The 24,532-nt window shown below is 63.0% G+C and carries 26 protein-coding genes and 1 pseudogene; 18 read left to right on the top strand and 9 right to left on the bottom strand.

Features of this window, described 5'->3' with window-relative positions:
- Nucleotides 1-88: 88 nt before the first annotated feature.
- Nucleotides 89-400: a hypothetical protein gene (locus FJ430_RS11500; RefSeq protein ID WP_140654189.1), complete on the bottom strand. Its 312-nt coding sequence runs from the start codon at nt 398-400 to the stop codon at nt 89-91.
- Nucleotides 401-560: 160 nt separating this feature from the next.
- On the opposite strand from FJ430_RS11500, the gene FJ430_RS11495 reads away from it, so the two are divergent.
- Nucleotides 561-764: a DUF2934 domain-containing protein gene (locus FJ430_RS11495; RefSeq protein WP_140710569.1), complete on the top strand. Its 204-nt coding sequence runs from the start codon at nt 561-563 to the stop codon at nt 762-764.
- Nucleotides 765-933: 169 nt separating this feature from the next.
- On the opposite strand, the gene FJ430_RS11490 is transcribed toward FJ430_RS11495, so the two are convergent.
- Complete coding sequence (locus FJ430_RS11490) at nt 934-1,536, bottom strand: diguanylate cyclase (RefSeq protein WP_140646340.1); 603 nt, start codon at nt 1,534-1,536, stop codon at nt 934-936.
- Between the two features lie 453 nt (nt 1,537-1,989).
- On the opposite strand from FJ430_RS11490, the gene FJ430_RS11485 reads away from it, so the two are divergent.
- Nucleotides 1,990-2,565 carry a response regulator gene (locus FJ430_RS11485; RefSeq protein ID WP_226892159.1) on the top strand — a complete coding sequence of 192 codons (576 nt, stop codon included), beginning with the start codon at nt 1,990-1,992 and terminating at the stop codon, nt 2,563-2,565.
- 52 nt (nt 2,566-2,617) lie between these two features.
- On the opposite strand, the gene FJ430_RS11480 is transcribed toward FJ430_RS11485, so the two are convergent.
- Nucleotides 2,618-3,049, bottom strand: a complete 432-nt coding sequence (locus FJ430_RS11480; protein WP_140646342.1) for a hypothetical protein — start codon at nt 3,047-3,049, stop codon at nt 2,618-2,620.
- 335 nt (nt 3,050-3,384) lie between these two features.
- On the opposite strand from FJ430_RS11480, the gene FJ430_RS11475 reads away from it, so the two are divergent.
- From FJ430_RS11475 to FJ430_RS11465, 3 genes are read left to right on the top strand one after another with little or no spacing between them, the layout of a single operon-like run.
- The gene (locus tag FJ430_RS11475; RefSeq protein WP_140654195.1) at nt 3,385-4,440 is read left to right on the top strand and encodes a chemotaxis protein CheB; all 1,056 of its coding nucleotides are present in this window, start codon (nt 3,385-3,387) and stop codon (nt 4,438-4,440) included.
- Nucleotides 4,394-7,966 carry a CheR family methyltransferase gene (locus FJ430_RS11470; protein ID WP_140710567.1) on the top strand — a complete coding sequence of 1,191 codons (3,573 nt, stop codon included), beginning with the start codon at nt 4,394-4,396 and terminating at the stop codon, nt 7,964-7,966. The genes FJ430_RS11475 and FJ430_RS11470 overlap by 47 nt, the downstream gene beginning before the upstream one ends.
- Before the next feature lie 34 nt (nt 7,967-8,000).
- Complete coding sequence (locus tag FJ430_RS11465) at nt 8,001-8,375, top strand: response regulator (RefSeq protein WP_140646346.1); 375 nt, start codon at nt 8,001-8,003, stop codon at nt 8,373-8,375.
- A gap of 11 nt (nt 8,376-8,386) precedes the next feature.
- Here FJ430_RS11465 and FJ430_RS11460 read toward each other — a convergent pair whose 3' ends face one another.
- From FJ430_RS11460 to FJ430_RS11450, 3 genes are all read right to left on the bottom strand, one after another.
- The gene (locus FJ430_RS11460; protein ID WP_140710565.1) at nt 8,387-8,767 is read right to left on the bottom strand and encodes a response regulator; all 381 of its coding nucleotides are present in this window, start codon (nt 8,765-8,767) and stop codon (nt 8,387-8,389) included.
- Between the two features lie 284 nt (nt 8,768-9,051).
- A complete protein-coding gene (locus FJ430_RS11455) occupies nt 9,052-9,234 on the bottom strand; it encodes a DUF6894 family protein (RefSeq protein WP_140710563.1) in 183 nt (60 codons plus the stop codon).
- A 4-nt stretch (nt 9,235-9,238) separates the two neighbouring features.
- Nucleotides 9,239-9,538, bottom strand: a complete 300-nt coding sequence (locus tag FJ430_RS11450; RefSeq protein ID WP_140710561.1) for a hypothetical protein — start codon at nt 9,536-9,538, stop codon at nt 9,239-9,241.
- A 210-nt stretch (nt 9,539-9,748) separates the two neighbouring features.
- Between FJ430_RS11450 and FJ430_RS11445 the strand changes: the two genes are divergently transcribed.
- Complete coding sequence (locus FJ430_RS11445) at nt 9,749-10,072, top strand: hypothetical protein (protein WP_140654202.1); 324 nt, start codon at nt 9,749-9,751, stop codon at nt 10,070-10,072.
- 230 nt (nt 10,073-10,302) lie between these two features.
- Here FJ430_RS11445 and FJ430_RS11440 read toward each other — a convergent pair whose 3' ends face one another.
- Nucleotides 10,303-10,509: a hypothetical protein gene (locus FJ430_RS11440; protein ID WP_140646352.1), complete on the bottom strand. Its 207-nt coding sequence runs from the start codon at nt 10,507-10,509 to the stop codon at nt 10,303-10,305.
- A gap of 162 nt (nt 10,510-10,671) precedes the next feature.
- Here FJ430_RS11440 and FJ430_RS11435 point away from each other — a divergent pair, with 162 nt between their 5' ends.
- The 3 genes and pseudogenes from FJ430_RS11435 (at nt 10,672) to FJ430_RS11425 (ending at nt 13,010) form a co-directional block, all read left to right on the top strand.
- Complete coding sequence (locus tag FJ430_RS11435) at nt 10,672-11,457, top strand: SDR family NAD(P)-dependent oxidoreductase (protein ID WP_140654204.1); 786 nt, start codon at nt 10,672-10,674, stop codon at nt 11,455-11,457.
- 77 nt (nt 11,458-11,534) lie between these two features.
- A pseudogene (locus tag FJ430_RS11430) lies at nt 11,535-12,711 on the top strand (zinc-dependent alcohol dehydrogenase).
- Between the two features lie 59 nt (nt 12,712-12,770).
- Nucleotides 12,771-13,010: a hypothetical protein gene (locus FJ430_RS11425; RefSeq protein WP_140710559.1), complete on the top strand. Its 240-nt coding sequence runs from the start codon at nt 12,771-12,773 to the stop codon at nt 13,008-13,010.
- A 95-nt stretch (nt 13,011-13,105) separates the two neighbouring features.
- On the opposite strand, the gene FJ430_RS11420 is transcribed toward FJ430_RS11425, so the two are convergent.
- Nucleotides 13,106-13,375 carry a hypothetical protein gene (locus tag FJ430_RS11420; protein ID WP_140646358.1) on the bottom strand — a complete coding sequence of 90 codons (270 nt, stop codon included), beginning with the start codon at nt 13,373-13,375 and terminating at the stop codon, nt 13,106-13,108.
- Nucleotides 13,376-13,564: 189 nt separating this feature from the next.
- On the opposite strand from FJ430_RS11420, the gene FJ430_RS11415 reads away from it, so the two are divergent.
- From FJ430_RS11415 to FJ430_RS11375, 9 genes are all read left to right on the top strand, one after another.
- Nucleotides 13,565-14,671: an NAD-dependent epimerase/dehydratase family protein gene (locus FJ430_RS11415; RefSeq protein ID WP_140710557.1), complete on the top strand. Its 1,107-nt coding sequence runs from the start codon at nt 13,565-13,567 to the stop codon at nt 14,669-14,671.
- Nucleotides 14,668-15,741, top strand: coding sequence for an NAD-dependent epimerase/dehydratase family protein (locus FJ430_RS11410; RefSeq protein WP_140710555.1), 1,074 nt, complete (start codon nt 14,668-14,670; stop codon nt 15,739-15,741). The genes FJ430_RS11415 and FJ430_RS11410 overlap by 4 nt, the downstream gene beginning before the upstream one ends.
- Nucleotides 15,738-17,030 carry a TIGR04295 family B12-binding domain-containing radical SAM protein gene (locus FJ430_RS11405; protein WP_140710553.1) on the top strand — a complete coding sequence of 431 codons (1,293 nt, stop codon included), beginning with the start codon at nt 15,738-15,740 and terminating at the stop codon, nt 17,028-17,030. Before FJ430_RS11410 ends, FJ430_RS11405 begins: the two co-directional genes overlap by 4 nt.
- Nucleotides 17,015-18,115, top strand: coding sequence for a glycosyltransferase family 4 protein (locus tag FJ430_RS11400; protein ID WP_140710551.1), 1,101 nt, complete (start codon nt 17,015-17,017; stop codon nt 18,113-18,115). The genes FJ430_RS11405 and FJ430_RS11400 overlap by 16 nt, the downstream gene beginning before the upstream one ends.
- Before the next feature lie 2 nt (nt 18,116-18,117).
- Nucleotides 18,118-19,245 (top strand): glycosyltransferase, encoded by a 1,128-nt coding sequence (locus tag FJ430_RS11395; protein ID WP_140710549.1) that lies wholly within the window; start codon nt 18,118-18,120, stop codon nt 19,243-19,245.
- Complete coding sequence (locus FJ430_RS11390) at nt 19,242-20,336, top strand: glycosyltransferase (RefSeq protein ID WP_140710547.1); 1,095 nt, start codon at nt 19,242-19,244, stop codon at nt 20,334-20,336. Before FJ430_RS11395 ends, FJ430_RS11390 begins: the two co-directional genes overlap by 4 nt.
- Entirely contained in the window at nt 20,333-21,442 is a 1,110-nt protein-coding gene (locus tag FJ430_RS11385) for a glycosyltransferase (protein ID WP_140710545.1), read from the top strand. The genes FJ430_RS11390 and FJ430_RS11385 overlap by 4 nt, the downstream gene beginning before the upstream one ends.
- 23 nt (nt 21,443-21,465) lie before the next feature.
- Nucleotides 21,466-22,500, top strand: a complete 1,035-nt coding sequence (locus tag FJ430_RS11380) for a UDP-glucuronic acid decarboxylase family protein (protein WP_140710543.1) — start codon at nt 21,466-21,468, stop codon at nt 22,498-22,500.
- Between the two features lie 114 nt (nt 22,501-22,614).
- Nucleotides 22,615-22,764, top strand: a complete 150-nt coding sequence (locus tag FJ430_RS11375; RefSeq protein WP_226892158.1) for a hypothetical protein — start codon at nt 22,615-22,617, stop codon at nt 22,762-22,764.
- Here FJ430_RS11375 and FJ430_RS11370 read toward each other — a convergent pair whose 3' ends face one another.
- Nucleotides 22,765-24,513, bottom strand: a complete 1,749-nt coding sequence (locus FJ430_RS11370; protein WP_140710541.1) for a hypothetical protein — start codon at nt 24,511-24,513, stop codon at nt 22,765-22,767.
- Nucleotides 24,514-24,532 lie beyond the last annotated feature (19 nt).

The raw sequence follows: 24,532 nt of genomic DNA, 5'->3' as shown, positions 1-24,532 counted from the left end.
AGCCTCACAATCCGCCGCCGGATCGTCGGCGGCGGCAGTCCCTGAACTTAGAAGTCATGGCTATGTTCCGCGACGACCGCGGCGCAGTTCATTCCTTCACGTAGGCGCCGGACTGACGACCACTCCTCGGCGCCTTGGCGTCCTTGGAATGCTCCGCGACAGAGGGACCGGCCCCTGAACTCTTTTGCGTGGCCGGGCTGGGCGTGGTCTGGCGCGGCGGATTGCGGCCCTCCGACTGATGGGTCCTGTCCTCGACCTCGCCCTGTCGTCTGGTGAGACCCATGCCTTCGCGAGGCTTTTCATTCTCGGCAGCTTCCTGCGAAAATTGGTCGGCAGGATCCGGATCGCTATTAGCGGGATATTTTGTGGCGCCCGTCTCGCGGCGGTTCTGATTGTTCATGGCTGATCTCCATTTCTCATGGAGAAGTAACAATGGCGCGAAGGCGACGTTCCCGATCCAGCACGATACACGGCAGCCAAGTTTTGACCGGACGGAACAAACGTGCAGGCAATCAATTAGGCGCGGGCAGCGCTACGGGAGGTGCGAAAGGAGGCTCGTCATGGACGGGGAAGAACGCATCAGGCAACGCGCCCATGAAATCTGGGAGCGTGAAGGCCGCCCCGAGGGCCGCCAGCAGGAACACTGGGATCAAGCCGTCCAGGAGATCGAGCCGGAAGGTTCGGAAGTCGAGCGCGGCCCGGTGGCGCCCGATCCCGTAGTTGGCGTCGGCTCCGACCCTGCCGCCAACAGGCCGGGCGGCTGAAGCACCTCGGCTTGCGGATGCGTCGTATCCTAATTGCACTTGGCATTCTGGTGATCGTTCTGGTCGCGCTATGGGTCTGGTTTGACCAAAACGGCGGACGCCCGCGCGGTGGCGCCCAGCATCCATCGCCGCACGCTATCGACCAGAATGGCTGAGAGGATAGCTAAACTCACCGCGTCGCGGTGTCGCCGGGCTCATGCCGTCTGGCCTTGGCAGGCACCAGCCGGCCTGAGTTGGCGCGCAAACCTCTGAAGAACTCCTCCACATAGGGCAGCAGTTCGAACAGCACGATGACGATCATCACGGCGGCAATATATGTCACCGGCAGTTGCTGTTCTTTCCAGGTTAGATCGAGGCGAGCCTTTTCCGTTCCGGCGCCGAACAGAGCCAGGAATTGGTCCCAATGCAGCGCCACCACGATGACCAGACCCATCAGCGGGATCATTTCCAGGAAGCTGTGCACATGCTGCTCGATCGGGCTCACCGTGCGCGCGGTGGTCGCATAGCGAACGTCCCACAGCGCCGTCGCTTCGTGGACGAAGAAGGTGACGATCATCACGGCGATCACCAAGGCATTCACCTCCAGGAACATTGCCGCAAGCAGCGGGATTCCAACCTCGGCGAACATCAGCAAATGAATGAGCGATTCCTTCGCACCGGTCGTCGATTCGATGTGGGTGGCGCGATGGCAGAGCCAGTCAGCAAAGCCCGCAATCAGCCAGACCGGCAAGACGAAATACATTAGGATGAGCACCATCGGATCAGCTAGCACCGCGTGTCTCCCTATTCTCCGCGTCGCGCTCGAGCTTTGCAGCCTCGCGATCGAGCACGTTCGGCTCGTTGCCGTATTTCAGCATCAGCGCCAACACCACTCCGCTTGGGATTCTCGCTCTTTCCGGAAGGTCGCGGACGCATTCGGCATTTCGACCCCGTTGTCGTCCCTGGGAGCTTCGCCGTGCGACGTCATAGTCATGGTTTCCGGCCGACCTCACGCCGAACCGCAGGCCGGCGGAATGGTTCCATGCCTGTCGGATCCCGATCGAAGCGCGCGCAGTGAACGGCTGGAACGGTTCACACGTCGCCGCGTTCTACCAATTGGGTTCCCTGCGATCTCGTGGATATACGCGCCGGGTATCGACCCGGCATGCCCCGCGACCGAGGTCTCACCACAATGAGAATATGAACTAAGGAGCTTCGTGTGCGAAACCTCAGGGGACTTCACCTCTTGATCGCGGAAGACGAGTGGCTGGTGGCCAGCGATCTGGCGACTTTCTTCGCTGACATGGGCGCTATCATCCTCGGACCGGCAGCGACAGTGGAGCAGGCCGGGCGACATGCAAAGGCGGCGGACGCAGCGATTCTGGATATCAATCTGCATGGCCGCCACGTTTTCCCGGTAGCGGATGAATTGATGCGGCGCAACGTGCCTTTCGTCTTCTTCAGCGGGTATGACGAGATCGCCATCCCCGAGCGTTTGCGGTTCGCGAGCAGCCTGAGCAAGTCGTCAAACCGTGCTGTCGTGGTCGATGCGCTGTTCCAGCCGGAGCCCTCTGCAGAGCCATTGACCTTCGCGCAGCCGGCGACCGCGGCGGAGGACGTCGTAGCGCTGCTCCCCAAACTCCGGCTCACCGCGCGTCTGCTGCTGGACGATGCCGGCGCTTCCGACCGCCTTGTCGAGCACACTTTGGAACAGGCGCTTGAAGATATCGACAAAAGGCCCGAAGGGTCGTCGATCGCCGACTGGCTGAACACCATCATGCGCAGGATGGCGCGGCTGCGCGGAGCTTGTCTGCTGCACTGATCCCAGACAGCCGAGCCGCCGGCGACCTGCGTTCGCCGGGCGACCAGCATTCTCAATGCGTCAGGCGGCTTCTGAGCCAGCCGAGAATCCGGTTGCCTTTTATGATCCGGCGGACCCGCGCGGCAGCCCAGCTGGCTTGCATCGTCGCGCCGGCATGGCAGCTGCACACGACGTCATGCAATTGCCAATCGGACAATTCGAAAAAGCGCTTCGCCTCGCCGTAGGTGTCGGACTGCAAGCCGGCCGCGCGCAGCAACGGATCATCGAACGCAACCGCGAGCGGCGATCCGTCCGCGCGCACGCGTTCGCGAACCTCGGGATCGACATATTCGGTGCCCGTTAGCGCGGACAGGCACCGAAGGGGATTGCGGTCCAGCAGTTCCGCCCACCGCTCGATCCGCTGCGTTCTCGTTGCAAGCGGAATCAATCCAAGCCGGTCGACGACTGCCACCGATTGAAGTTCATATGAGGTCTGATGCTTCATTGCTGTCTCCTGTGGTTTGAGGCCGATATCTGCACGGCGCGGCAGACCTGCCGGGCCGGAAGCCCGCGCCTACGAGGGACAGGCGCGGGCCGATCAGGGGTGTTGCCCACCGATCCTCGACAAACGCCTGGCGTGGCGTCTGAAGCGAACCCGAACTGCCAGTCCTCCGCTATGTTCCAGCCATCCTCGCGGTGATGAGCCTGGGCCGGCAGCGAATGGAACTTCGTGCAGATTGCAGGGTTGAACATCTGACCAGTCGTTTGAACCGCTGAACCGCGGTGGCGCCATCACTGCATCGGAGCGGTTCTCAGCCAAGCTTGGAGGCTTGTTGGCGAATGGCCCGTTCCCATGGCCCATCGAACAACCACAATATCATCGTCATCGGGGCGTCGGCCGGCGGGATCGAGCCGCTGAAGCGGATTGTCAACGACCTGCCCGCCGATCTGCCGGCCGCCACGTTCGTCGTGGTGCATATCGGCCAGGTCAGCTACCTGCCGGAGATCCTAGACCGCGCGGGCACACTCGAAACGCAGCCGGCCAGGAACGGTGAAGAGTTCAGGACTGGCTGCATCTATGTGGCGCCACCCGGCTTCCACCTTCTCCTTCACGATGGCCATATGATGCTGCGGCGCGGCCCGCGCGAGAACCTTGCCCGGCCGGCCATCGACCCCTTGTTCCGCTCGGCGGCGCTGAGCTACGGTGCGAGTGTCATCGGGGTTCTGCTTTCGGGTTCGCTTTCCGACGGCACCGCCGGGTTAAGGGCCATCAAGTCCGTCGGCGGGCTGGCTGTCGTCCAGCACCCCAAGGACACGCTGGTGCCGGGGATGATTGAAAGCGCGCTGCGCTATGTCGACGTCGACCACTGCCTGCCCGCTGCCGAGCTCGGCCCTTTGCTGGCAAAGCTTGCGGTCGAGCCGCCCGGAGAATCCTTTCCTCCCCCGCCTGTGGTTAGATTGGAAGCGGCCATTGCCGCGCAGGAGCATTCGACGATGCAAGAAGCGGATCGACTTGGCGAATTGTCAGTGTTTACATGCCCGGAATGTCACGGGCCGTTGTGGGAGATCGAAGACGGTGACATGCTGCGCTATCGGTGTCATACCGGGCATGCCTTCACCACCGACGCGGTGATGGAGGTGCAGGCGGTGGAGGCCGACGATATCCTGTGGAGCCTGCTCCGCTCGCATCAGCAGCGGGCGGCGTTTGCCAAGCGAATGGCAGAGCGGGAGCGGGCGAAGCTCCGCTCCGAACTCGCCGCCGAAATGGGCAGGCGGGCGAAGGAATATGAGGCGGATGCCGCTGTGATCGAACGCATTCTCGAAAGCAGGCGGGTTCAGGTAAGGGGCAATGGCGAAGTCAGCGCGGAAGGCAAGTACTCACAAGGCAAGGGTTAGTTCGCCCGACGATGAAAAACAGCCGGCGTCCTTCCCGATTGTCGGCATCGGCGCATCGGCGGGTGGCATCGCGGCATTGCGGAGCTTTTTTCCCGAGGTGCCCGCCGACAGCGGCTTCGCCTACGTGGTCATCCAGCATCTCGACGCCGAGCACGAAAGTGCACTTGCCAGCATCCTCCAGCGCTCAACCGCGATCGCAACGCAAACAGTTGCCGAAAGCGTAGAGATCAAAGCCGATAACATTTATGTGATCCCGCCAGGTGTTTCGGTGAGGATTGAAGAGCGGCGCTTTCACTTGGTCAAGATCGCGGCCGAGCGCGACAAACGGGCGCCGATCGATGATTTCTTCAGCTCCCTTGCGCAGGAGCAGGCCGAGAACGCCGCCGGAATCATTCTTTCCGGAACCGGCAGCGACGGCACCGTCGGCCTGAGGGCTATCAAGGAGCGCGGCGGACTGACCCTTGCGCAGGAGAGCGCCGAATATGACGGGATGATGCGCAGCGCCGTCCAGAGCGGCCTGGTCGACATGGTGCTTCCCGCGGAGGAGATGGCCGGCAAGCTGGTCAGCTATTTCACTCACGCGAGCCGCACCGAAACCGAGCGGGATCGGCGCAAGCGCGAAGTGACCGAACAGCTTTCGCGCATCGTCGCCCTGCTTCGCTCGCGCACAGGCCATGATTTCAGCGGCTATAAGGACAACACCATTTTGCGGCGCATCCAGCGCCGCATGCAGGTGCTGCAGATCGACGATCCCACCGTCTTCTATGAGCGGCTACGCGAGGACCCGCAGCAGGTCGATCTTTTGTTCCAGGACCTGTTGATCGGCGTCACCAGCTTCTTCCGGGACCCGCAGGCTTTCGAAGCTCTCGAACGTGTGGTCATTCCCCGGCTGCTCGAGAGCCGCAAGCCTGGCGAGACGATCAGGGTATGGGTGCCGGGCTGCGCCACCGGCGAGGAAGCCTATTCGATCGCCATGCTCTTGAAGGAAAACGCGCCGCGCGGCGCCGCCTCGCCCAACTTACAGATCTTCGCCACCGACATCGACGAGCGCGCGCTGGAAGTGGCGCGCGCCGGTCGCTACTCGGCGACGATCGCGCCGGACGTTGCGCCGAAGCGGCTGAAGGAGTTCTTCTCGCGCGAGGACGGTACGTACCGCATTTCCGCCGACTTGCGGGAGATCTGCCTTTTTTCGGCGCACAATCTCTTGCGAGATCCGCCCTTTTCGAAGCTCGACCTGATCGCGTGCCGCAACCTTTTGATCTATATGGGCCCGGAACTGCAGGAAAAGATCGTCCCGATCTTTCACTACGCATTGCGCAACAACGGCTATCTCCTTCTCGGTTCCTCGGAGAACGTCACGCGCCATCCACAGCTGTTCTCGACGGTAGATAAGACAAACCGCATCTTCCAAAGGCGCAACGGGGCCACCACACATCGGTTGCCGGAATTCCCGCTCGCTGCCGCGGCGAGATCGACGGATCCAAGTGCGCGCCGGCGGGCAACGACCGAAACCCTGCAGGAAATCGCGGAGCGTTTGCTCGTCGAGCGCTATTCGCCGGCATATGTGATCGTGAATGCTGCCGGCGAAATGATGCACAGCTCAGGCGGCACGGGCAAATATCTGGAGCTCGCTTCCGGCGCCCCCAGCCACAGCGTCTTTTCCATGGCGCGTCGCGGGTTGCGCATGGATCTGAGGGCCGCGCTCCACAAGGCCGTAAGCACCGGACAGGTGGCAGTCCAGAATAAGATCAGCATCGGCACCAATGGCGGGCGTCAGACGATCAGCCTGGCTGTACAGCCGCTGCCGGGCGATGGTTCTTCCGACCCCCTCTATATGCTGGTCTTCCGGGATGTCGGCGGGATCAAGCCTGAAGCCGAGGACGACGCCATCCACATAACCGACGATGTTGAAAGCGCCAATGTCAGCCAGCTCGAAAGGGAGCTGAGGGAAACCAAGGAGCGTCTGCAGATCACGACGGAGGAACTCGAATCCTCCAACGAGGAGCTGAAATCCTCGAACGAGGAGCTTTCCTCGATCAACGAGGAGTTGCAGTCGTCCAACGAGGAACTGGAGACCTCGAAAGAGGAGCTCCAGTCGATCAACGAGGAGTTGCACACCGTCAATGCCGAGCTCAGTCTGCGCGTCGACGAGCTCACCCGCGCCAACAACGATGTGGCGAACCTGCTCGAAAGCACGCAGATCGCCACCGTCTTCCTCGACCGCGACCTCTGCATCAAGAACTTCACACCGACCGCGCGCGACCTGTTCCGGCTGGTGGAAAGCGATGTCGGACGGCCGCTGGCGCATGTCCGTCCGCGCTTCCCGGCCGACGGCCTGCAGGCCGACATGGAACAGGTGCTGCAAAGGCTTGGCACGATCGAGCGGCAAATCGAGGGCATAGACAACGGCAAGAGCTATATCATGAGGGTGCTGCCCTACCGGACAGTCGACAACATCATAGCGGGCGTCGTCGTCACCTTCGTCGACATTACCCAGATCACGCAGGCCGAGAAAACGATCGGCGCACTCTCGCACGACCTGCGCAACCGCGTCGAAAGCCTCGGAACCCTGCTCGACCTCGTGCCGATCGGCATCTTCATCGCCGAGGATGACGCTGGCGTGCAGATCCGCGCCAACCGGCGCGCGGCGGAGCTGTTGGGTCGGCCCGCTGCCGGCACCAAGCTGATATCCGTGCCCGCAATCCTGCCGCTGACGCTCAATGGAACCAAGGTAGGCACCGACGACCAGCCACTGCTCAAGACAATGCGCACCGGCAGGGCAATTCCCGGCTATGAAGCGAGGGTCCAGCATGAAGACGGCACCGCAATCGACGTCATGATGTCGGCCAACCCGCTGTTCGACGAAAAGGGCAAGGTCCGCGGCGCCATCGCGGCGCTGGTCGACATATCCAGCCACAAGGAGGCCGAGCGCAGCCAGGAAAGGCTGCTGCACGAATTGCAGCACCGCGTGAAGAATATCCTGGCCACGATCACCGCGCTGACATCTCGCATGGTTCGCACATCCAGTTCGATGGGCGATTTTTCCACGTCCTTCCAGCAGCGGCTGCAGGCAATGGGTCGAACGCACGACGTGCTGTCTTCCTACAACTGGACAGATGCCGATCTCGAGCAGTTGCTGCGGGCAGTGCTGTCGCCTTACAGCAGCAAGCTGCGCCAGAATATCATCATCCTCGGAAGCCCTTTGCAGCTTGGCGCGAGCGCGGCCGCGACACTCGGCATGGTGTTCTTCGAGCTTGCCAGCAATGCCGCGAAATACGGGGCCCTCTCGACAGAGGACGGTCGCGTCGAAGTAGCCTGGAACACCGACAAACCGGGCATTCTGTCGATCCGCTGGAGGGAAATCGACGGACCTGTCGTCGAAGAGCCGCCAAGGCGGAATTTCGGAACGAGCTTCATCCAGCAGAGTTTGGAGTACGAGCTGGGAGGGAAGGTCGATCTGAGGTTCGAACGCTCCGGGCTTGAATGCGACATAGAAATTCCGCTTGCGTCAGGCAAAGGTCGGTGACATTTGCCGCTGAGCGATGAGGAGTGGACACAACATGCTCTTGTCCGGCCTGAATGTCCTTGTGGTCGAGGACGTATTTATGCTTGCGGAGGATCTCACCGACCGGTTGACCCAAGCAGGATGCACAGTGATCGGCCCGGCACCTACGGTCAGACAGGCGCTTGCACAAATCGATGGTGTTGCCCTGGACGGAGCCGTGCTGGATGTGAACCTTCGGGGGGAGCAAAGCTTTCCGCTGGCCGAGCATCTCACGCTCGGCCGTGTCCCTTTCATTTTCCTTACCGGCTATGACAGCGTCACCGTCTTTCCCGACCAGTTTCGCGACAAGCCCAAGCTGTCGAAGCCGGTCGATTACAACCTGTTGATTGAAGCGGTGTCGCGGTTCCGCAAGAGCGATGCGCCGGACTGAGAAAGCCTGGCCTACGACGTGGTGCGATCACCTATCAACCGGCTCGCAAGTTCGACCAGATGCCGGATCGGCGCAGGCTTCGGCAGAAAAGGCGCGCCATGGAAGACAGCGGACTGGAACGCCGGATCGTAGCCCGAATGGACGACGAAAGGCACACCCGCTTCCTTGAGGCGAGCGGCGGCGGTACCCCGTTGGCCGTCGAGCAATTGGATGTCGATGATGGCCAGATCGGGGTGGTTGTCGTCCAGCCATGTCGCCGCTGCCCGTTCCGAGGCCACGCACGCCACCTCGAAGCCGAGCGCCCTTAAGCCATCCGCCACGTCGCAAGCGATCAAATATTCGTCTTCAATGATCAGTGCCAAAGGCGCTTGCATAACGATCTCCTCAGACACGCTTACCTCCTCCTGGCACACGGCTTGATGTACTCCGCCGGCCAGGGAAGCGCACAATGTTTCGCCCGCAAACGGCTGCGCGGCTGCCGATAGGATTCGGGCTGGCTTGATCCAAGCCTGCGTCCTCGCGCCGGCTAAGTTGGATCACGTCGAGGTCTGACAAGGCCGCGCGGGCCTCGAACAGTCGAAGGAATTGCGACCTCAGCCCATCGCCCCTTGCGGCGGCAATCGCGTGCAAGGGCATAAAGAGATTTATCGTCCGATCCTTCACAGACTTGCCTCCATCACAACGCCGCGGCCGCCTTTTCCCGCTTTGCCTCATCGATAGCGATGGACAAGATTACATCGCCGTCGCCGCCCCGAACCGCCCAGCCCTCCCGCCAAGGTTCGGCAGCCGGATCGTCGAGCAGATCGATCGCCGAGCGCAGCGCTTCATCATGTACAGCTTCGACGTTGGGGAATTCCACCCCATCAAGCCGCCTCAAAACTGCCACCCTCGCGATATTCGAATGTATAGAGACCCACGTCGATTGGCCGCTCGTCGGCGGGCCGGACGGCATCCACGGTGCCGTCCTGGCTACCTTGCGCAGATCGGCCGCCGAATGCCGCGCACTGAACCATCAACTCTTTGGCGCGATCGACAAGCGCGGCATCGCCAGGCAAGCGGTCGGAGAGAACCATGGTGACAGCGATGTTTTCCCCGTCCTCGCCGAGAAATTCGACCGTCACGTGTCCAGTACCGGCATGTATCGCTGTGTCGAGAACTTGCATTCCTGCCTCTTCGTCTCCGCGTCGGGGATACAAAGCTCCCCTGCTCCCGAAAGTTCCGCCCCAGTTCAAGAATCGACTTAGATAGCCGCGCCTGACATCTCCAAAGCGCTCGCGATGAACTCGAAGGCGGCTCCCTGATCGATATCCATCCTAAAGGCCCGGTTGGAACAGCGGGGCCGGAAGCAGGTTTGGAAACAAAGGAGGCGCCGAATGTCACCTAACCAACGCACACCCGCCGAGGCCCGCGGCGAAATCCAGGCCGGCAGGACGCAGGACAAGACCCCCGGGTTCGACCCTGCGGCGGCGCCGCAGGAGACGGATGCCGAGGCCGGCGATGTCCCGACTTCCGCAAAGCCGGCCGGGCCGCGCAAACCGAGCTTCACCAACCAGACAAGCTTTGCCAACGCGATGCGGCCGCCAGAGAACGCGCCCGGCCTGCAACCGCGCAGGAATGGCCCGGTGCTGGTGATCGTGGCGCTGGTTGTACTGGCCGCGGTTGTGTTTCTGCTCGCCGCGGTCTTCCGCCAGGTATGAAAGGAACATCATTCCCCGTCCCAGGTTGGATGGCGCAAGGAGGTAATTGCGATGCCGCGCTTGAGACGTTTGTTTCGTCATCTGTGGCGCTGGAAAGCACAGCCAACAACACACCCCTCTCCAGTCGACGCCATTGTGCGGGTGCTGCGCGAAGCCGAAAAGCAGCGCGGATCCCGACGTTCGGGGTGACAGAGCCCCCGCCGGCTAGTGTCTCCGGGATCGAGCCGGAGTCACTTCTCGTCAAAGATATGCTCGTGGATGATGCCGAGGATCTGCAGCTTGACCGTTTCCCGCGCTTCGGGCTTCACGAAGGGCATCAGCAGATCGACCGTTTCCTCCACCCGCCGCGGCAGGTCGGCGCTCGGATCGCTCAGATAGCTTCCATGAGCATATAGGTTCTCGGTCAGCTTTTTGCTCAGGTCGGAAAAGAGTCCCATGCCATTGCTCCTTGCTGATCCAACAGCCTGAGCGCCCACGCGGTTCCCTCGGCCGACCGCATAGCAATCGGCCGCGCGCAAATCCTCCTTGCCCGAAATCCTACCCGCCCGAGGAACATTCGGTCCAACCGGATGTTCGGCCGAACCACTCAGGAGGATCGAATGGGAAACAGGAAACTGGCGGTCGTCACCGGCGCCTCGAGCGGCATCGGCAAGGCGCTCGCGAAACTCTGCGCCAAGGACGGCTACGATCTAGCCATTGTCGCCGATGAGCCGGCCATCGAGCAGGCCGCCGAGGCGCTCCAGTCGCATGGCGTCTCGGTCGACGCAGTGGAGGCCGACCTTGCAAGCGAGGACGGCGCCGACAAATTGATCGCCAAGATCGGCGATCGCGACATCGATCTTCTCTTCCTCAATGCAGGGCGCGGCCTGGGCCGCGGCTTTGTCGACCAGGACTGGAGCGAGGCACGCCGCGTCATCGACACCAACATCACCGGCACCGTCTACCTCGCCCATAAGCTCGGCCGCAAAATGGTGGAGCGCGGCCGCGGCCGGATCCTGTTCACCGGCTCGATTGCCGGCTTCATGCCGGGTACGTTCCAGGCGGTCTACAACGGCACCAAGGCTTTCATCGATTCCTTTGCCATCGCGATGCGCCACGAGCTGAAAGACAGCGGCGTGAGCGTGACCGTGCTGATGCCGGGGGCCACGCAGACGCGCTTCTTCGAGCGTGCCGATATGATGGACACCGAGGTCGGAACGCAGGAGAAGGACAACCCCGCGGATGTGGCGAAAGACGGCTACGATGCCTTGATGGCAGGCGAAGAACAGGTCGTCAGCGGCTGGAAGAACAAGATGCAGGTCGCCGCCGCCCATGTCACGCCGGTCGGCGCGCTGGCCGAACAGCACCGCGAGATGGCCGAGCCGGGTTCGGCGAAAGAGGGCTGAAAATGATCCGGGGACATTCCCGCTCAGCGTCAGTTCCGCCGCATCGCTAGGACCCACAATTCATAGGAACAATCCCAATGAAAGCCCTGACATGGCATGGCAAAGGCGACATTGGTTGCGATCAGGTCGCCGATCCGGCGATCGAGAACGACCGCGATATCATCATTAAGGTCACCTGCTGCGCCATATGCGGTTCGGACCTGCATCTGATGGACGGCTACATGCCGACGATGAAATCGGGCGACGTGCTGGGCCACGAGACCATGGGCGAAGTGGTGGAGGTCGGCCGCGCCCATACGAAGTTCAAGAAGGGCGATCGCGTCGTCGTGCCCTTCAACATCTCGTGCGGAGAATGCTGGTTCTGTCAGAACAGCCTGTTCTCGCTCTGCGACCGGTCGAATCCCAACGCCGAGCAGGCTGCCAAGGTCATGGGCCAGTCGCCCGCGGGCCTGTTCGGCTATTCGCATCTGGTCGGCGGCTACTGGGGAGGACAGGCCGAGTATCTGCGCGTTCCCTTCGCCGATGTCGGCCCCATCAAGGTGCCCGACGGCATCGATGACGAGCAGGTGCTGTTCCTCTCCGATATCTTTCCGACCGGCTACATGGCGGCCGAGAATGCCGGCATCCAGGAAGGCGACACTGTCGCCATTTGGGGTTGTGGACCGGTCGGCCAGTTTGCCATCCAGAGCGCGTGGATGCTCGGCGCCGGCCGCGTCATCGCCATCGACAAGGTGCCGGAACGGCTTGCCATGGCGCGCGACTACGGCAAGGCGGAAACGCTCGATTTCAGCAATTCCGATATTTACGATGCCCTGATGGCCATGACCGGCGGGCGCGGGCCGGACAGTTGCATCGACTGCGTCGGCACCGAGGCCGATGCCACCGCAACGACCGATTCCATGCTCGATAAGGCCAAGGCCACCGTCTATCTCGGCACCGACCGGCCGCATGTGCTGCGAGGTGATCTATTGCTGCCGCAAGGGCGGCACCATCTCGGTGCCCGGTGTCTATATCGGCCTGGTCGATCACATTCCCTTCGGTGCGGCGATGAACAAGGGGCTGACATTCCGCATGGGCCAGACCCACACCCAGCGCTATCTCGAGCCGCTCCTTCAAAAGGTCGAGAGCGGCGAGATCGACCCGTCCTTCGTCATCACCCACCGCGCCGGCCTCGAAGACGGACCCGGCCTCTACAAGACATTCCGCGACAAGCAGGACGGCTGCATCAAAGTGGTGATGCGCCCGCACGGCTGATAGCGCCGATAGCGAATGATAGGCTTTGCAGATCTCTGACTGAACCAGGAAGGTTCGAAATGGCTCAAGCGAAAGATACGTCCAAGCCTCCAGTGAAGTCGCCCGACCGCGGAGGTCTTCCACATCCGCGTCGCGATGCGCAGGGCAGCGATGCAGGCGCGAAGCCGATCGCTCCGAAGACCGCAGGCGCCCCGGAGCCATCGTCCTCGCAGCTCGATAACCGTGTTGCCAGCCGCAATGCCGGCCGGCGCCGCGAGGCCGGGCCGACACCCAGGCCGACGGACAAGCCGCTCGATTGAGCGGGACGAACAAATGCGGCAGCCTGACCGCCTGTCGCGGCGCCGTTGCAGGGTCTCCTCTCCCTTCAACGGCGCCATGACACTATCCTTGGCCGTCAGCTCTTCCGGCTGCGCTCGACGAATTTGTTGAAGCGGCTCGTTCCGCCGCCAGCTTCATCCTGATGCAGGAAGGCGAGATCGTTCTCGTCGAAGATGCGGAAGAATTCGTCCCATTCGATCGGTTCGAGCGTGTCTTCGGGCTCGCCGAAATCGATGCGCAGAATGCCGCCCTTGCCTTTCGTGCGAACGACAGCCGGCTGGCCATTCCGTTCTTCTACCCACTTCCGGATTTCGTCGTGGTTGGTGGTCGTCTTGGCCTCGGACATGGACTTTCCTTTCTGCAGCGGGGACCGATGAGCGGTCCTAACAGCAGCCAACAGGCAATGTTCCAGATGGTGGAACGGCTCTCTGACAAAGCTGCGGCACCTCCTGAGACGGGAACTTTGTTGAAGCAGGGAACAAACCTTTTGCCGCGCAGTTCGGGGCGCCGAAGCCAAATCCGCAAGGGAGTCATCGTGAAACGTGTATTGGTTACGGGAGGTTGCGGCTTCATCGGCCGCCACGTCGCCCAGGAACTCACCGACCATGGCTATCAGGTGCGCCTGCTCGACGCGCTTGTCGAACAGGTGCACGGCGCCGAAGCCATCAACCTCCCTACGGGGGCCGAACTGATCAAGGGGGACGTGCGCGACCGCGACGCTGTCGCTGAGGCGGTTTCAGACGTCGATGCCGTGATCCATCTGGCGGCCGAGGTTGGCGTCGGCCAGTCCATGTACGAGATCGCCCGCTATGTCGGCACGAACGATCTCGGCACGGCGGTGCTGCTCGAGGCACTCATCAAGAAGCCGGTCGAACGGATCGTCGTGGCGTCCTCCATGAGCATCTATGGTGAAGGCCTCTATCAGACTCCGGACGGCGAGCGGATCGACAATGCGCGCCGCAAGCCTGCCGATATAAGGGAGGGCCGCTGGGATTTGCTGTCGGCGACCGGCCAAACACTGTCGCCTCTTCCGACGGACGAGGAGAAGCGGCCCGATCTCGCCTCGATCTACGCGCTGACCAAGTATGCGCAGGAACGCGCGGTGCTGATCTTCGGCCAGGCCTACGGCGTCGATGCCGTTGCACTGCGCCTGTTCAACGTGTTCGGCGCCGGACAGGCGCTTGCCAATCCCTACACCGGCGTTCTCGCCAACTTCGCCTCGCGCCTTGCCAACGGCAAGCGGCCGACGATCTTCGAGGACGGCGAGCAGAAGCGCGATTTCGTTCATGTGCGCGATGTCGCCACCGCGTTCCGGCTGGCGCTGGAGCAGCGCCAGGCCGCCGGCCATGCCATCAACATCGGCAGCGGCCACGCCTATTCGATCAGGGACGTGGCCCGTCTTCTTGCCAAGGCTATGGGCATCCCAAAGCGGCCGCCCGAAATCCTCACCAAGGCGCGCTCGGGCGATATCCGCAACTGCTTCGCCGACATCGCCAAGGCCCGGGAACTGCTGGGCTTTGAGCCGAAGCGTCGGCTGGAAGATTCGCTCGGCGAATTCGCGGCATGGGTCCGCAACAGCGTCGTTATCGACCGGGGCGCGGACATGCGGCGCGAGCTGGAAGAGCGGGGATTGGTCTCATGACCCAGAGCCACCGCCATCCGCGCAAGGCACCGATAGCCGTCATTGGCGGCAGCGGCTTCATCGGCTCCAACCTGGCCGACAGCCTGCTATCCGATGGCGAGGCCGTGCTTGTCGTCGACAATCTCAGCCGCCCGGGCGTCGAGCAGAATCTCGACTGGCTGGCGCAAAAGCACGGCGACCGGCTGAGCGCCGAAACAGTCGACATACGCGATGCCAGCGCACTGGCGGCGGCGCTGGCGCCGGCAAAGGCGATCTTTCACCTCGCCGCCCAGACCGCCGTGACGACCAGCCTGGTCGATCCCGCGCAGGATTTCGACATCAACCTCAAAGGCACGTTCAACGTGCTGGAGACCGCTCGCAGCACCGGCGTCCCGGTAGTCTTCGCCAGCACCAACAAGGTCTATGGCAGCCTGCCCCAGATCGCGGTGCGGCAAGCCGACGATCACTGCGAGCCGCTTGACGAGAAGGTGCGTGCGAGCGGGGTCGATGAGAAGGTGGGCCTTGATTTCTGCACGCCCTATGGCTGCTCGAAGGGCGCGGCCGATCAGTATGTGCTCGACTATTCCAAATCCTACGGACTCCCGACAGCGGTGCTGCGCATGAGCTGCATCTACGGGCCGCGCCAGTTTGGCACCGAGGATCAGGGCTGGGTCGCGCATTTTCTACTCAGCGTCTTGTCCGGCCGGCCGATTACCGTTTATGGCGACGGCAGGCAGGTGCGCGACATCCTGCATGTGTCCGATGCCGTAGCCGCCTATCGCGGCGTGTTGGCCAGGATTGAGGACCTCAAGGGCCAGGCGTTCAACCTGGGCGGCGGCCCGAGCAATGCGGTCAGCCTGCGCGTGCTGCTGGCGGAGATAGCCGAGATGACGGGCAGCGACGTCGCGCTTCGCCACGACCGCGAGCGCGTTGGCGACCAACCATTCTTCGTCGCCGACACGCGCAAGCTGCAAGCCGCGATCGGCTGGCAGGCGCGTGTCCCATGGCGCGAAGGCGTCTGCGATCTCGCCAGCTGGCTGGTGCGACATCGGCTCCAGTCGCGCCCGGAAGCCACGAGGTACGTCGCATGAAAGTCGCCTTGGTCAATCCGTTCTGGACGTATGAGCACAGCATCTATTTCGGCTGCCGGCAGCCGCATCTGCCGCTGGAGCTCGGCTATTCGAAGGCAATGCTGGAAGCGGATGGTCACGACGTCATGATGCTGGACGGGCAATTGCAGGTCCTCGACAACGCGGCGCTGGCAGAGCAGGTGGCGTCATTCGCGCCGGACATGACCGTGGTCACCACCGCGCCGACCTATCTGTTCTGGCGCTGCGCGCCGCCTGAACTGCGCGTGCCGGGGGAATTCCTCAGCCATCTCGCCGGACGCGGCGGACGAACCGTGGCGGTCGGACCGCATGGCTCGGCGACGCCTGCACCGACCCTACGCAAGCTCGGCGTCGATGTCGTCGTGCGCGGTGAATGTGAGGACGTCGTGACGGAGCTTGCACGGCAGAGCGACTGGAGCAAGATTGCGCATACGGCCCGGCTCCAAAACGACCTTCCAGTGTGCAATGGCGGCGTGCATGCCAGCCCGTTCGTCGATCATGCTGCGCTCGCCTGGCCGTCCGACTGGATCGCCGCGCATGGCCACCACCACCACAGGTTCGATGCCCATCAGAAGGGCGCCGGCGCCGAGGTGGAAGCGTCGCGCGGCTGCCCCTATAATTGCAGCTTCTGCGCCAAGATCGATTTCCGCGATGCATATCGGCGCAGGAAGCACGACGCCGTTGTGGCCGAGATCGACGGTTTGATCACTCAAGGGGTCGGCTATATCTATTTCATCGACGAGATCTTCCTGCCGCAGAAGGCGCTGCTGGAGGCCTTGGTCGAACGCGACGTCCAGTTCGGCGTTCAGACACGTATCGACCTCTGGAAGCCGGAACTGCTCGAACTGCTTGGCGCGGCCGGCTGCGTCTCGATCGAGGCCGGTCTTGAAAGCCTGACCGTCGAAGGCCGCGCGATGCTCGCCAAGCGCTGTCGGCTCGACACAGAGGATCTGGCTGCGCTTCTGGTTGACGCCCGCCGTCATGTGCCTTTCGTCCAGGCCAATCTGATTGGCGTGGTCGAGGACGACCCGACGCTGGTGGACTATTGGCGCAAGCACCTCGTCGATCACGGCGTCTGGGCGAACGAGCCCGTGCCGCTCTATCCCTATCCGAGCTCTCCCAGCTACCGCGAATTGTGGGGCGAACCCGACGACCTCGCCTGGGAGCGCGCCCATGAGCACTACCTCGCCTCCTTCCGATCCTTCAGCGACATCCAGGACCAGCGGCCGCATGCGCTGGCTGAGTTGGAGTCCTCATGCTGCAATCACTGACCCATCGTCCGCGGCGCATCCTTATGACGACTGACGCCGTCGGCGGAGTCTGGCGCTATTCGCTCGATCTGGCGCGAGAGCTGGTGGCCAGCGGCGACAGCATCGTGCTTGCCGGGCTGGGACCCGAGCCTTCCCCCGAACAGGCTCGGGAAGCGCGGTCCATCGCCGCGCTGGTTTGGCTGAAATGCCCGCCGGACTGGATGACGCGCGACACGAAAGATCTCGACCGGTTGCCTGGCGAATTGCAGGAGCTTGCGTCGGACTATGCAATCAATCTCGTACACCTCAATGCGCCGGCGCAGGCAGCCGGTCTCGAGCTGACTTGTCCGATCGTCGCGGTATCCCATTCCTGCGTGGTCACATGGCTGTATGCAGTGCGGGCGCAAATGCCCGAGGGCGATTGGGCGTGGCAACGAGAGCGCAACCGCGCCGGATTCGACCGCGCCGAAGCCATTGTCGCGCCGAGCCGAAGCCATGCCGCCATGCTCGGAGCCTGCTACGGTCCGATCGCGGGCTTGAGCGTGGTCCACAATGGTGCGCTCCCCGGCCCGGCAAGCGCGCATCGTGAGTCCTTCGTTCTCGCTGCCGCCCGCTGGTGGGATGAGGGCAAAAACGGATTGGCGCTCGATGCCGCGGCTGCCTTGTGTGGCCCTCCCGTTTTCGCCGCAGGCGAAACTGAAGGTCCGGATGGACAGCGCCTGTTCTTCGATCATTGCATCTCGCTTGGCTCGATCAGCCATTGCGAGGTTCGGCAATTGATGGCGCGGGCCAGCATGTTTGTCTCGCCGTCCATCTACGAGCCTTTCGGGCTGGCCGCCCTGGAGGCAGCCTCTGCGGGCACCCCCTTGGTGTTGGCGGACATCGCGACCTACCGCGAGATCTGGGACGGAGCAGCGACGTTCTTCGACGCGCGCGATCCCCACGCGCTTGCCGGCTGCATCGCCAGGCTCTCGCGTGACGAAAGCTTGCGACGCCAGTTCGGTCAGCGCGCCGCCCGACGGGCGCGCAAATTCTCGCTCAGCGCCCAGACGGCGCGGATGCGAGAGGTCTACGATCGGGCGGCGACGGCCATGGCAGGGCTTTGACCATGCGCTTCGTGTTCTACACCCATTCCGCCGTTTCCGACTGGAATCACGGCAACGCGCATTTCCAGCGCGGCATCATGCGCGAGCTCGTCGCGCGCGGACATGAGGCGGTCGCGCTGGAACCCGCCGACGGCTGGAGCCGATCGAATCTGCTTGCCGAGCAAGGCCCTTTCGCCGTCGAGCGCTTCCGCAAGGATTTCCCGGAGCTGATGGCGCTGAGCTATGGCCCCGGCTTCGCGCACGAAGCCTGGCTCGCCGGCGCAGATGTCGTGATCGTCCACGAATGGACGGACAAGGATCTTGTCGCGCGCATCGGACAGGCGCGAGCCTATGGCAATTTCACGCTCCTGTTCCACGACACCCATCACCGCGCCGTATCGGCGATGCAGGCGATAGCGGCACTTCAGCTCGAGCATTACGACGGGGTGCTGGTCTTCGGCGAGGTGCTGCGCGAGAGCTATCTTCGCGCCGGCTGGGGCAAACGGGTCTTCACCTGGCATGAGGCGGCGGACGACCGGCTGTTCAAGCCGTGCCCGGATGTCGACCCCGTCTCCGACCTCGTCTGGATCGGCAATTGGGGCGACGACGAACGCAGCGCCGAGATCTCCGAGTTCCTGATCGAGCCGGCGAGCGCTCTCGCGCTGTCGGGAACCGTGCACGGCGTGCGCTATCCGACCGATGCCCGAGCCGCGCTTGCCGAGGCAGGGCTGCGCTATGATGGCTGGATTGCCAATGCCGACGTGCCGAAGAGCTTCGCCCGGCATCGCGTCACCATGCACATCCCCCGCCGGCCTTATCGGGAGAGCCTGCCCGGCATTCCGACCATACGCATGTTCGAGGCGATGGCCTGCGGCATTCCGCTGGTCTCGGCGCCATGGTCGGATGTCGAAGGACTGTTCCGTGCCGGCACGGATTTCCTGTTCGCCCGGAACGGCGCCGAGATGCGGGGTCACCTTCGCGACGTGCTGAACGACAGCCAGCGCGCGGAGGCGCTGGCCGCGTCCGGCCGGGAAACCATCCTTGCGCGCCACACATGCCGGCACCGCGTCGACGAGTTGTTCGACATTCTCGCCGCATGCGGCAATCGCGAGGTCGCTGAAATCAAACCTGCAAGGGAGGCCGTCGCATGAAGATCGCCTTTTACGGATCGAGCCTTCTGTCGTCCTACTGGAACGGCGCGGCCACCTATTATCGGGGCTTGCTCAAGGCATTGTCGAAGCGCGGCTATGACATCGTCTTCTATGAGCCCGATGTCTACGATCGCCAGAAGCATCGCGATATCAAGGCGCCGGACTGGTGCAGCGTCGTCGTCTACGAGCCGACAGCGCATGCGCTGATGCAGGTCGCCTCGCGCGCCGCGCAGGCAGACGTCGTGGTCAAGGCAAGCGGCGTCGGCTTCGAGGACGAGGCGCTGCTGCATGCGGTTCTCGACAACGCTCGCCCGGATGCGCTGACCGTGTTCTGGGACGTCGACGCGCCAGCGACCCTAAGCGAGTTGCGCAATCATGCCGAACACCCCCTGCATGAGACGTTGAAGAGGATTGGCCTTGTTCTGACCTATGGCGGCGGCGATCCCGTGGTTTGGGATTATCGCGCGCTCGGCGCCGCGGAATGCGTGCCGATCTACAACGCGCTCGATCCCGAGACACATCATCCGGTCGCCGCAAATCCGGGCTTTGCCTGTGACCTCGCTTTCCTCGGCAATCGGCTGCCCGACCGCGAGGCGCGCGTCGACGCCTTCTTCTTCGACCCGGCCCGTGTGCTTGGCAGCCAACGCTTCCTGCTCGGTGGATCCGGCTGGGGCGACAAGCCCTTGCCGGCGAACGTTTCGTGGCTCGGCCATGTCGGTACGCGCGATCACAACGCCTTCAACGTCACGCCGAAGGCGGTGCTCAACATCAGCCGCGACAGCATGGCGGCCAACGGGTTTTCGCCCGCGACACGCGTCTTCGAAGCGGCGGGCGCGGGTGCATGCCTAATCACCGATGCCTGGCTCGGCGTCGAGTTGTTCCTGACCCCCGGCGAAGAGATCCTGGTCGCGCGGGACGGTGCCGACGTCGCCGAGATCGTGCGCACGCTGGCGCCGACACGGGCGAAGGCGATCGGCGCCGCAGCGCTGCGGCGCGTTCTGGCCGAGCATACCTACACGCTGAGAGCCCGGCTGGTGGACGACATCTTCAAGGCGCATTTCGAGCGCCGGGCAATGGAGGCCGCGGAATGACGAAACCGCTCGACATCGTTTTCCTCGGACTTTCGTTATCCTCATCCTGGGGCAACGGCCACGCGACGACTTTCCGGGGGCTGCTGCGCGCGCTCAACGAGCTCGGCCATCGCGTCACCTTCCTCGAACGCGACGTGCCCTGGTACGCGCATCACCGGGACCTGCGCGACCCCGATTTCTGCGACTTGCGCTACTACCAGACGGTCTCAGAGCTGCGCCGCAATCACCGGCAGGAGTTGCAGCGGGCCGACGCGGTGGTGATAGGCTCCTTCGTGCCGGAAGGCAGGGCCATCATCGACGACCTCGCTTCGCTGTGCACTGGACAGTTCTGCTTTTACGACATCGACACGCCAGTGACGCTGGCGCGGGTTGCCGAGGACGATTGCGATTACCTTGCCCGCAGGCAGATCCCCTATTTCGACGTCTACTTCTCCTTCACCGGCGGACCGACGTTGCAGCGCCTCAGATCGGAGTTCGGCGCACTCCGAACGGAGCCGCTCTACTGCTCGGTCGATCCAAAGCGACACCATCGCACCAGAGACGCGATCGAATGGGATCTCGGCTATCTTGGAACCTACAGCGCCGACCGGCAGCTCGCCCTCGAAACGCTGCTGCTGGAGCCGGCGCGGTGCCTGCCGGACCGCCGCTTCGTCGTCGCCGGCTCGCAATATCCATTCGACATCGCCTGGCCGGACAACGTCCAGCGGATCGAGCACCTGCCGCCCGCCGAACATGCCGCCTTCTACAGCCGCCAGCGTTACACATTGAACCTTACGCGGGCGTCAATGATCGCGGCAGGATGGTCGCCCAGCGTGCGGCTCTTCGAGGCCGCCGCCTGCGGCACACCGATCATCAGCGACCGCTGGCCCGGTCTCGATAGCTTCTTCCCCGAATCGACGATCGAGACCGCAGCCAGTGCCGGCGACGTGCAGGAAATCCTCACAGCCAAATCGGAGCGGGCCAGACTCGATATGGCCCGCTCGGCACGCGAGGCGGTGCTTGCAAGCCACACCGGCGGCGCTCGGGCGCGTGAATTCGTTCTGACTTTGACTCAGTCAGTCCATACGCGCGCGGCGATCGATCTGAACGTGGAAAGTGCAGCATGAATAGCAGACAGGAGACTTTGCAGATGCGGCGATCAAGAAGGGTTCAGCAGACACGGACGGCGCTTGTCGCCGGCGGTGCCGGTTTCCTCGGTTCGCATTTGTGCGAGGCCCTGCTTCACGACGGGTATCGCGTCATATGCGTCGACAACTTTCTTACGGGCCGAATGGAGAATGTCAGCTCGCTAATCGGCCAAGCCCGGTTCCGGCTGATCGAGCAGGACGTTTGCGTCCCGCTGGAACTCGGCGAGGCTGTCGACCGCGTTTTCAACCTGGCCTGCGCGGCATCGCCGCCCCGCTACCAGGCCGATCCGGTCCACACAACGCGCACCTGTGTGATCGGAACGCTCAATCTGCTCGAGCTCGCCGCAAGCAACGGCGCCCGCTTCCTGCAGGCTTCGACCAGCGAAGTCTACGGCGATCCAGAACAGCACCCACAGCGCGAGGACTATGTCGGCCACGTCAACTGCACAGGACCGCGCGCCTGTTATGATGAGGGCAAGCGCACCGCGGAGACGCTCTGCTTCGATTATCTGCGGGCCGAGATGGCCGATATTCGCGTCGCCCGCATCTTCAACACCTATGGTCCCAGAATGGACCCAGCCGACGGCCGCATCGTGTCCAACCTGGTCATGCAAGCGATCGAGAAACGGCCGCTGACGATATTCGGCGATGGCCGGCAAACCCGCTCATTCTGCTATGTCAGCGACATGATCGGAGGATTGCGACGCCTTATGGATGTCGATCCCAATCCGCGACAGCCGGTCAATCTGGGCAATCCCGGCGAGTTTTCGATCCTCGAATTGGCAAGGCTGGTTCGGGAACTGACCGGCAGCAGATCACCCGTGAAATTCCTGCCCTTGCCGCAGGACGACCCGCGCCGCCGGCGGCCCGACATAGGCCGCGCAAGAGCGCTTCTCGGCTGGTCACCGAAGGTGCCTCTCAGGCAAGGCCTACTGCAAACCATCGCCTTTTTCTCGAGGCTCGACGACCTCGCGATGGAGGCCATCGTACCGGTCAAGAGGACTGAGGCCGGAAAAGCTCAGAACCTTCAGCTCTGAGGCGGTGGCTTCCTTCACCGTAGCGGAACAACCGACCGGGGTTGCGGTTGGACATGACAACCGTCATGGAGAAGAACTGTGCAGCCGAAGCGACCAATCAAGGACATCGACCAGATGGCGGCGGCCGAAACCGCCGCGTTCCTGCGGCGAGCCTCCATCACCTATCTCGAATGTTGCGTCAGTCTGATGATGACACATCTGCAGCGCGAGGAAGTGGCCACAATTCTGGAGGAGGAAGCGGACATGCTGCGCAGGCTGGACTGATCAGGTCCTCGCGCGCTCGATAAAACGCGAAAGCCTGGTTTCGTAGCGGTCGGCGGCGCGCGTGGCTCTTATCCGCTCATCGCCGTGTGTCGACTGTCGGGCCATCGTCCACAGCCCAAGCTGGAAGGCGAGATAGCAGGGCTCCATGTAGTCCACCAAGGAATGATCGACGGCACGCGACATTTCTGCCTCAACGCCTTGGATGAGCCGCGAAAGCTCGGCGTCGGAAAGCTCATATTCCACCGTCGCGCCTGCAATGTCCCACGTTATGTCCTGACAGCCGACAATGTCGTGCGAGCGGCAATGGTCGACGGCGTCCGTCTTGAGCAGGGTTCCCTCCGGCCGAACCAGAAATTCCCACGGGTGCAGGCGTCCGTCGATCTCGATCCTCCGCAGGAAGGAATGTGAGGAGTGGCGGGCGAACCAACCCTTTAATGCTTGGGCCGGCTCTTCCCCCAAGGCTTCCCTGCAGTTTTGCATGGCCATGTCTGCAAGCCTCTCCAGCGACGCGCCGGCCTCTTCCGTCTGCAACTCGGCAGCGCGCCAGCCGAGATAGCGTCCAAGCCATTCGACCAGCAGGTCCCTGGCCAGCTCTGTCCGATCCAGCCTGTCCGCGTCTGTCCAACGCTCGATCAGGAAGCCGTGGCAGAGTCCGGCAGGCTGCGTTCCAAAACCGGCCCTGTGCACCGACCTTGCCGTGTGCAGCTTGTGCTGCCCGGTCCCGCCGAGACCGGCGAACTTGACCAACCAACGCTCCGTGCCCGCCAGTGCCAGGAATTTTCGCCGCTCAAATCCGGCAAACACCGGAGGCCAATGCTCCGGCGCCGTGGAAATATGCTTGCGCCATTCGCCGCCGGAAATGTCGCTGAGTTCGACATCGGCCTTGCCGAGGAGGTTCGCCACCCATCGGCGAAGGTTCGGCGCGACGCATCCATCGAAGGCCGCTTCGAAGTCCGCGACATGGCGCGAGCAGTGACTCCAAATAGCCTGCATGTCTGCCGAAGCTTGCACGCCCGGCCCGCCACGGTGGCTTGGGAACAGATGAATGCGCTCCTGGTCGATGTCCTGCCGGCGCAGCCAGGCAACGACAGCATGAAAGGAACTGCCGGAGAGGCCCGGACCTTCATCAACGATGGCAAATTTGGCAAGAGGTCTGTCGCGCCAAGAGCCGAGGAGTTCGGGCGCGGCGCAAATGTGCCGGGAAAACGGATGGCCGATCGGTCGCACGCTAACAGGCGGCGGCGCATGCAGGGCGGCGGCGACCATCGCCGCCAAGCCGAGACCAATGCTGCGGATGCCGATGACGCATGTGTTTGCGTCGAGTCCCGACCGCAGCGCTGCAAGCAGATAGGTTTCCGGATATAGCGCATAAAGCGCGTAGCCTTCGGCCGGGCCGGTGGTTATTTCGTTGCCACAGTCCATGCCGGCAAGCTTCGCAAGCAGCGACGCATCGAGCACTCCATGCCGGACAAATCCTTGTTGCCAGGATCGCAGCACTTCCTCCGACAACTCGACGAGAATTTCCGACCCCAGCTTCTGTCTCGAGGAATTCCAATCGCCGCCCTTGATGTCGAATTCCGCATCGGCAAGGCCTTGTATAAGTTCGGAAGCGCCGACGAAAAGATCGACCAGGGCAGCGTGGCGCTCGATGCCCGCGGGCAGATCGCCGATCGCTCTCGCGGCGGCCAACACAGCTTCCCTGAGCTGTTGTGCGCTGTGCGCTCGCTTGTGGTCGCCGAAGACGATCATGCGGCTCCTACCCGGCTGT

Source organism: Mesorhizobium sp. B2-8-5 (assembly GCF_006440675.2).
Classification (GTDB): Bacteria; Pseudomonadota; Alphaproteobacteria; order Rhizobiales; family Rhizobiaceae; genus Mesorhizobium.
The sequence above is the reverse complement of the archived record's forward strand: the minus strand, read 5'-3'. Positions and strand labels throughout refer to the sequence as shown.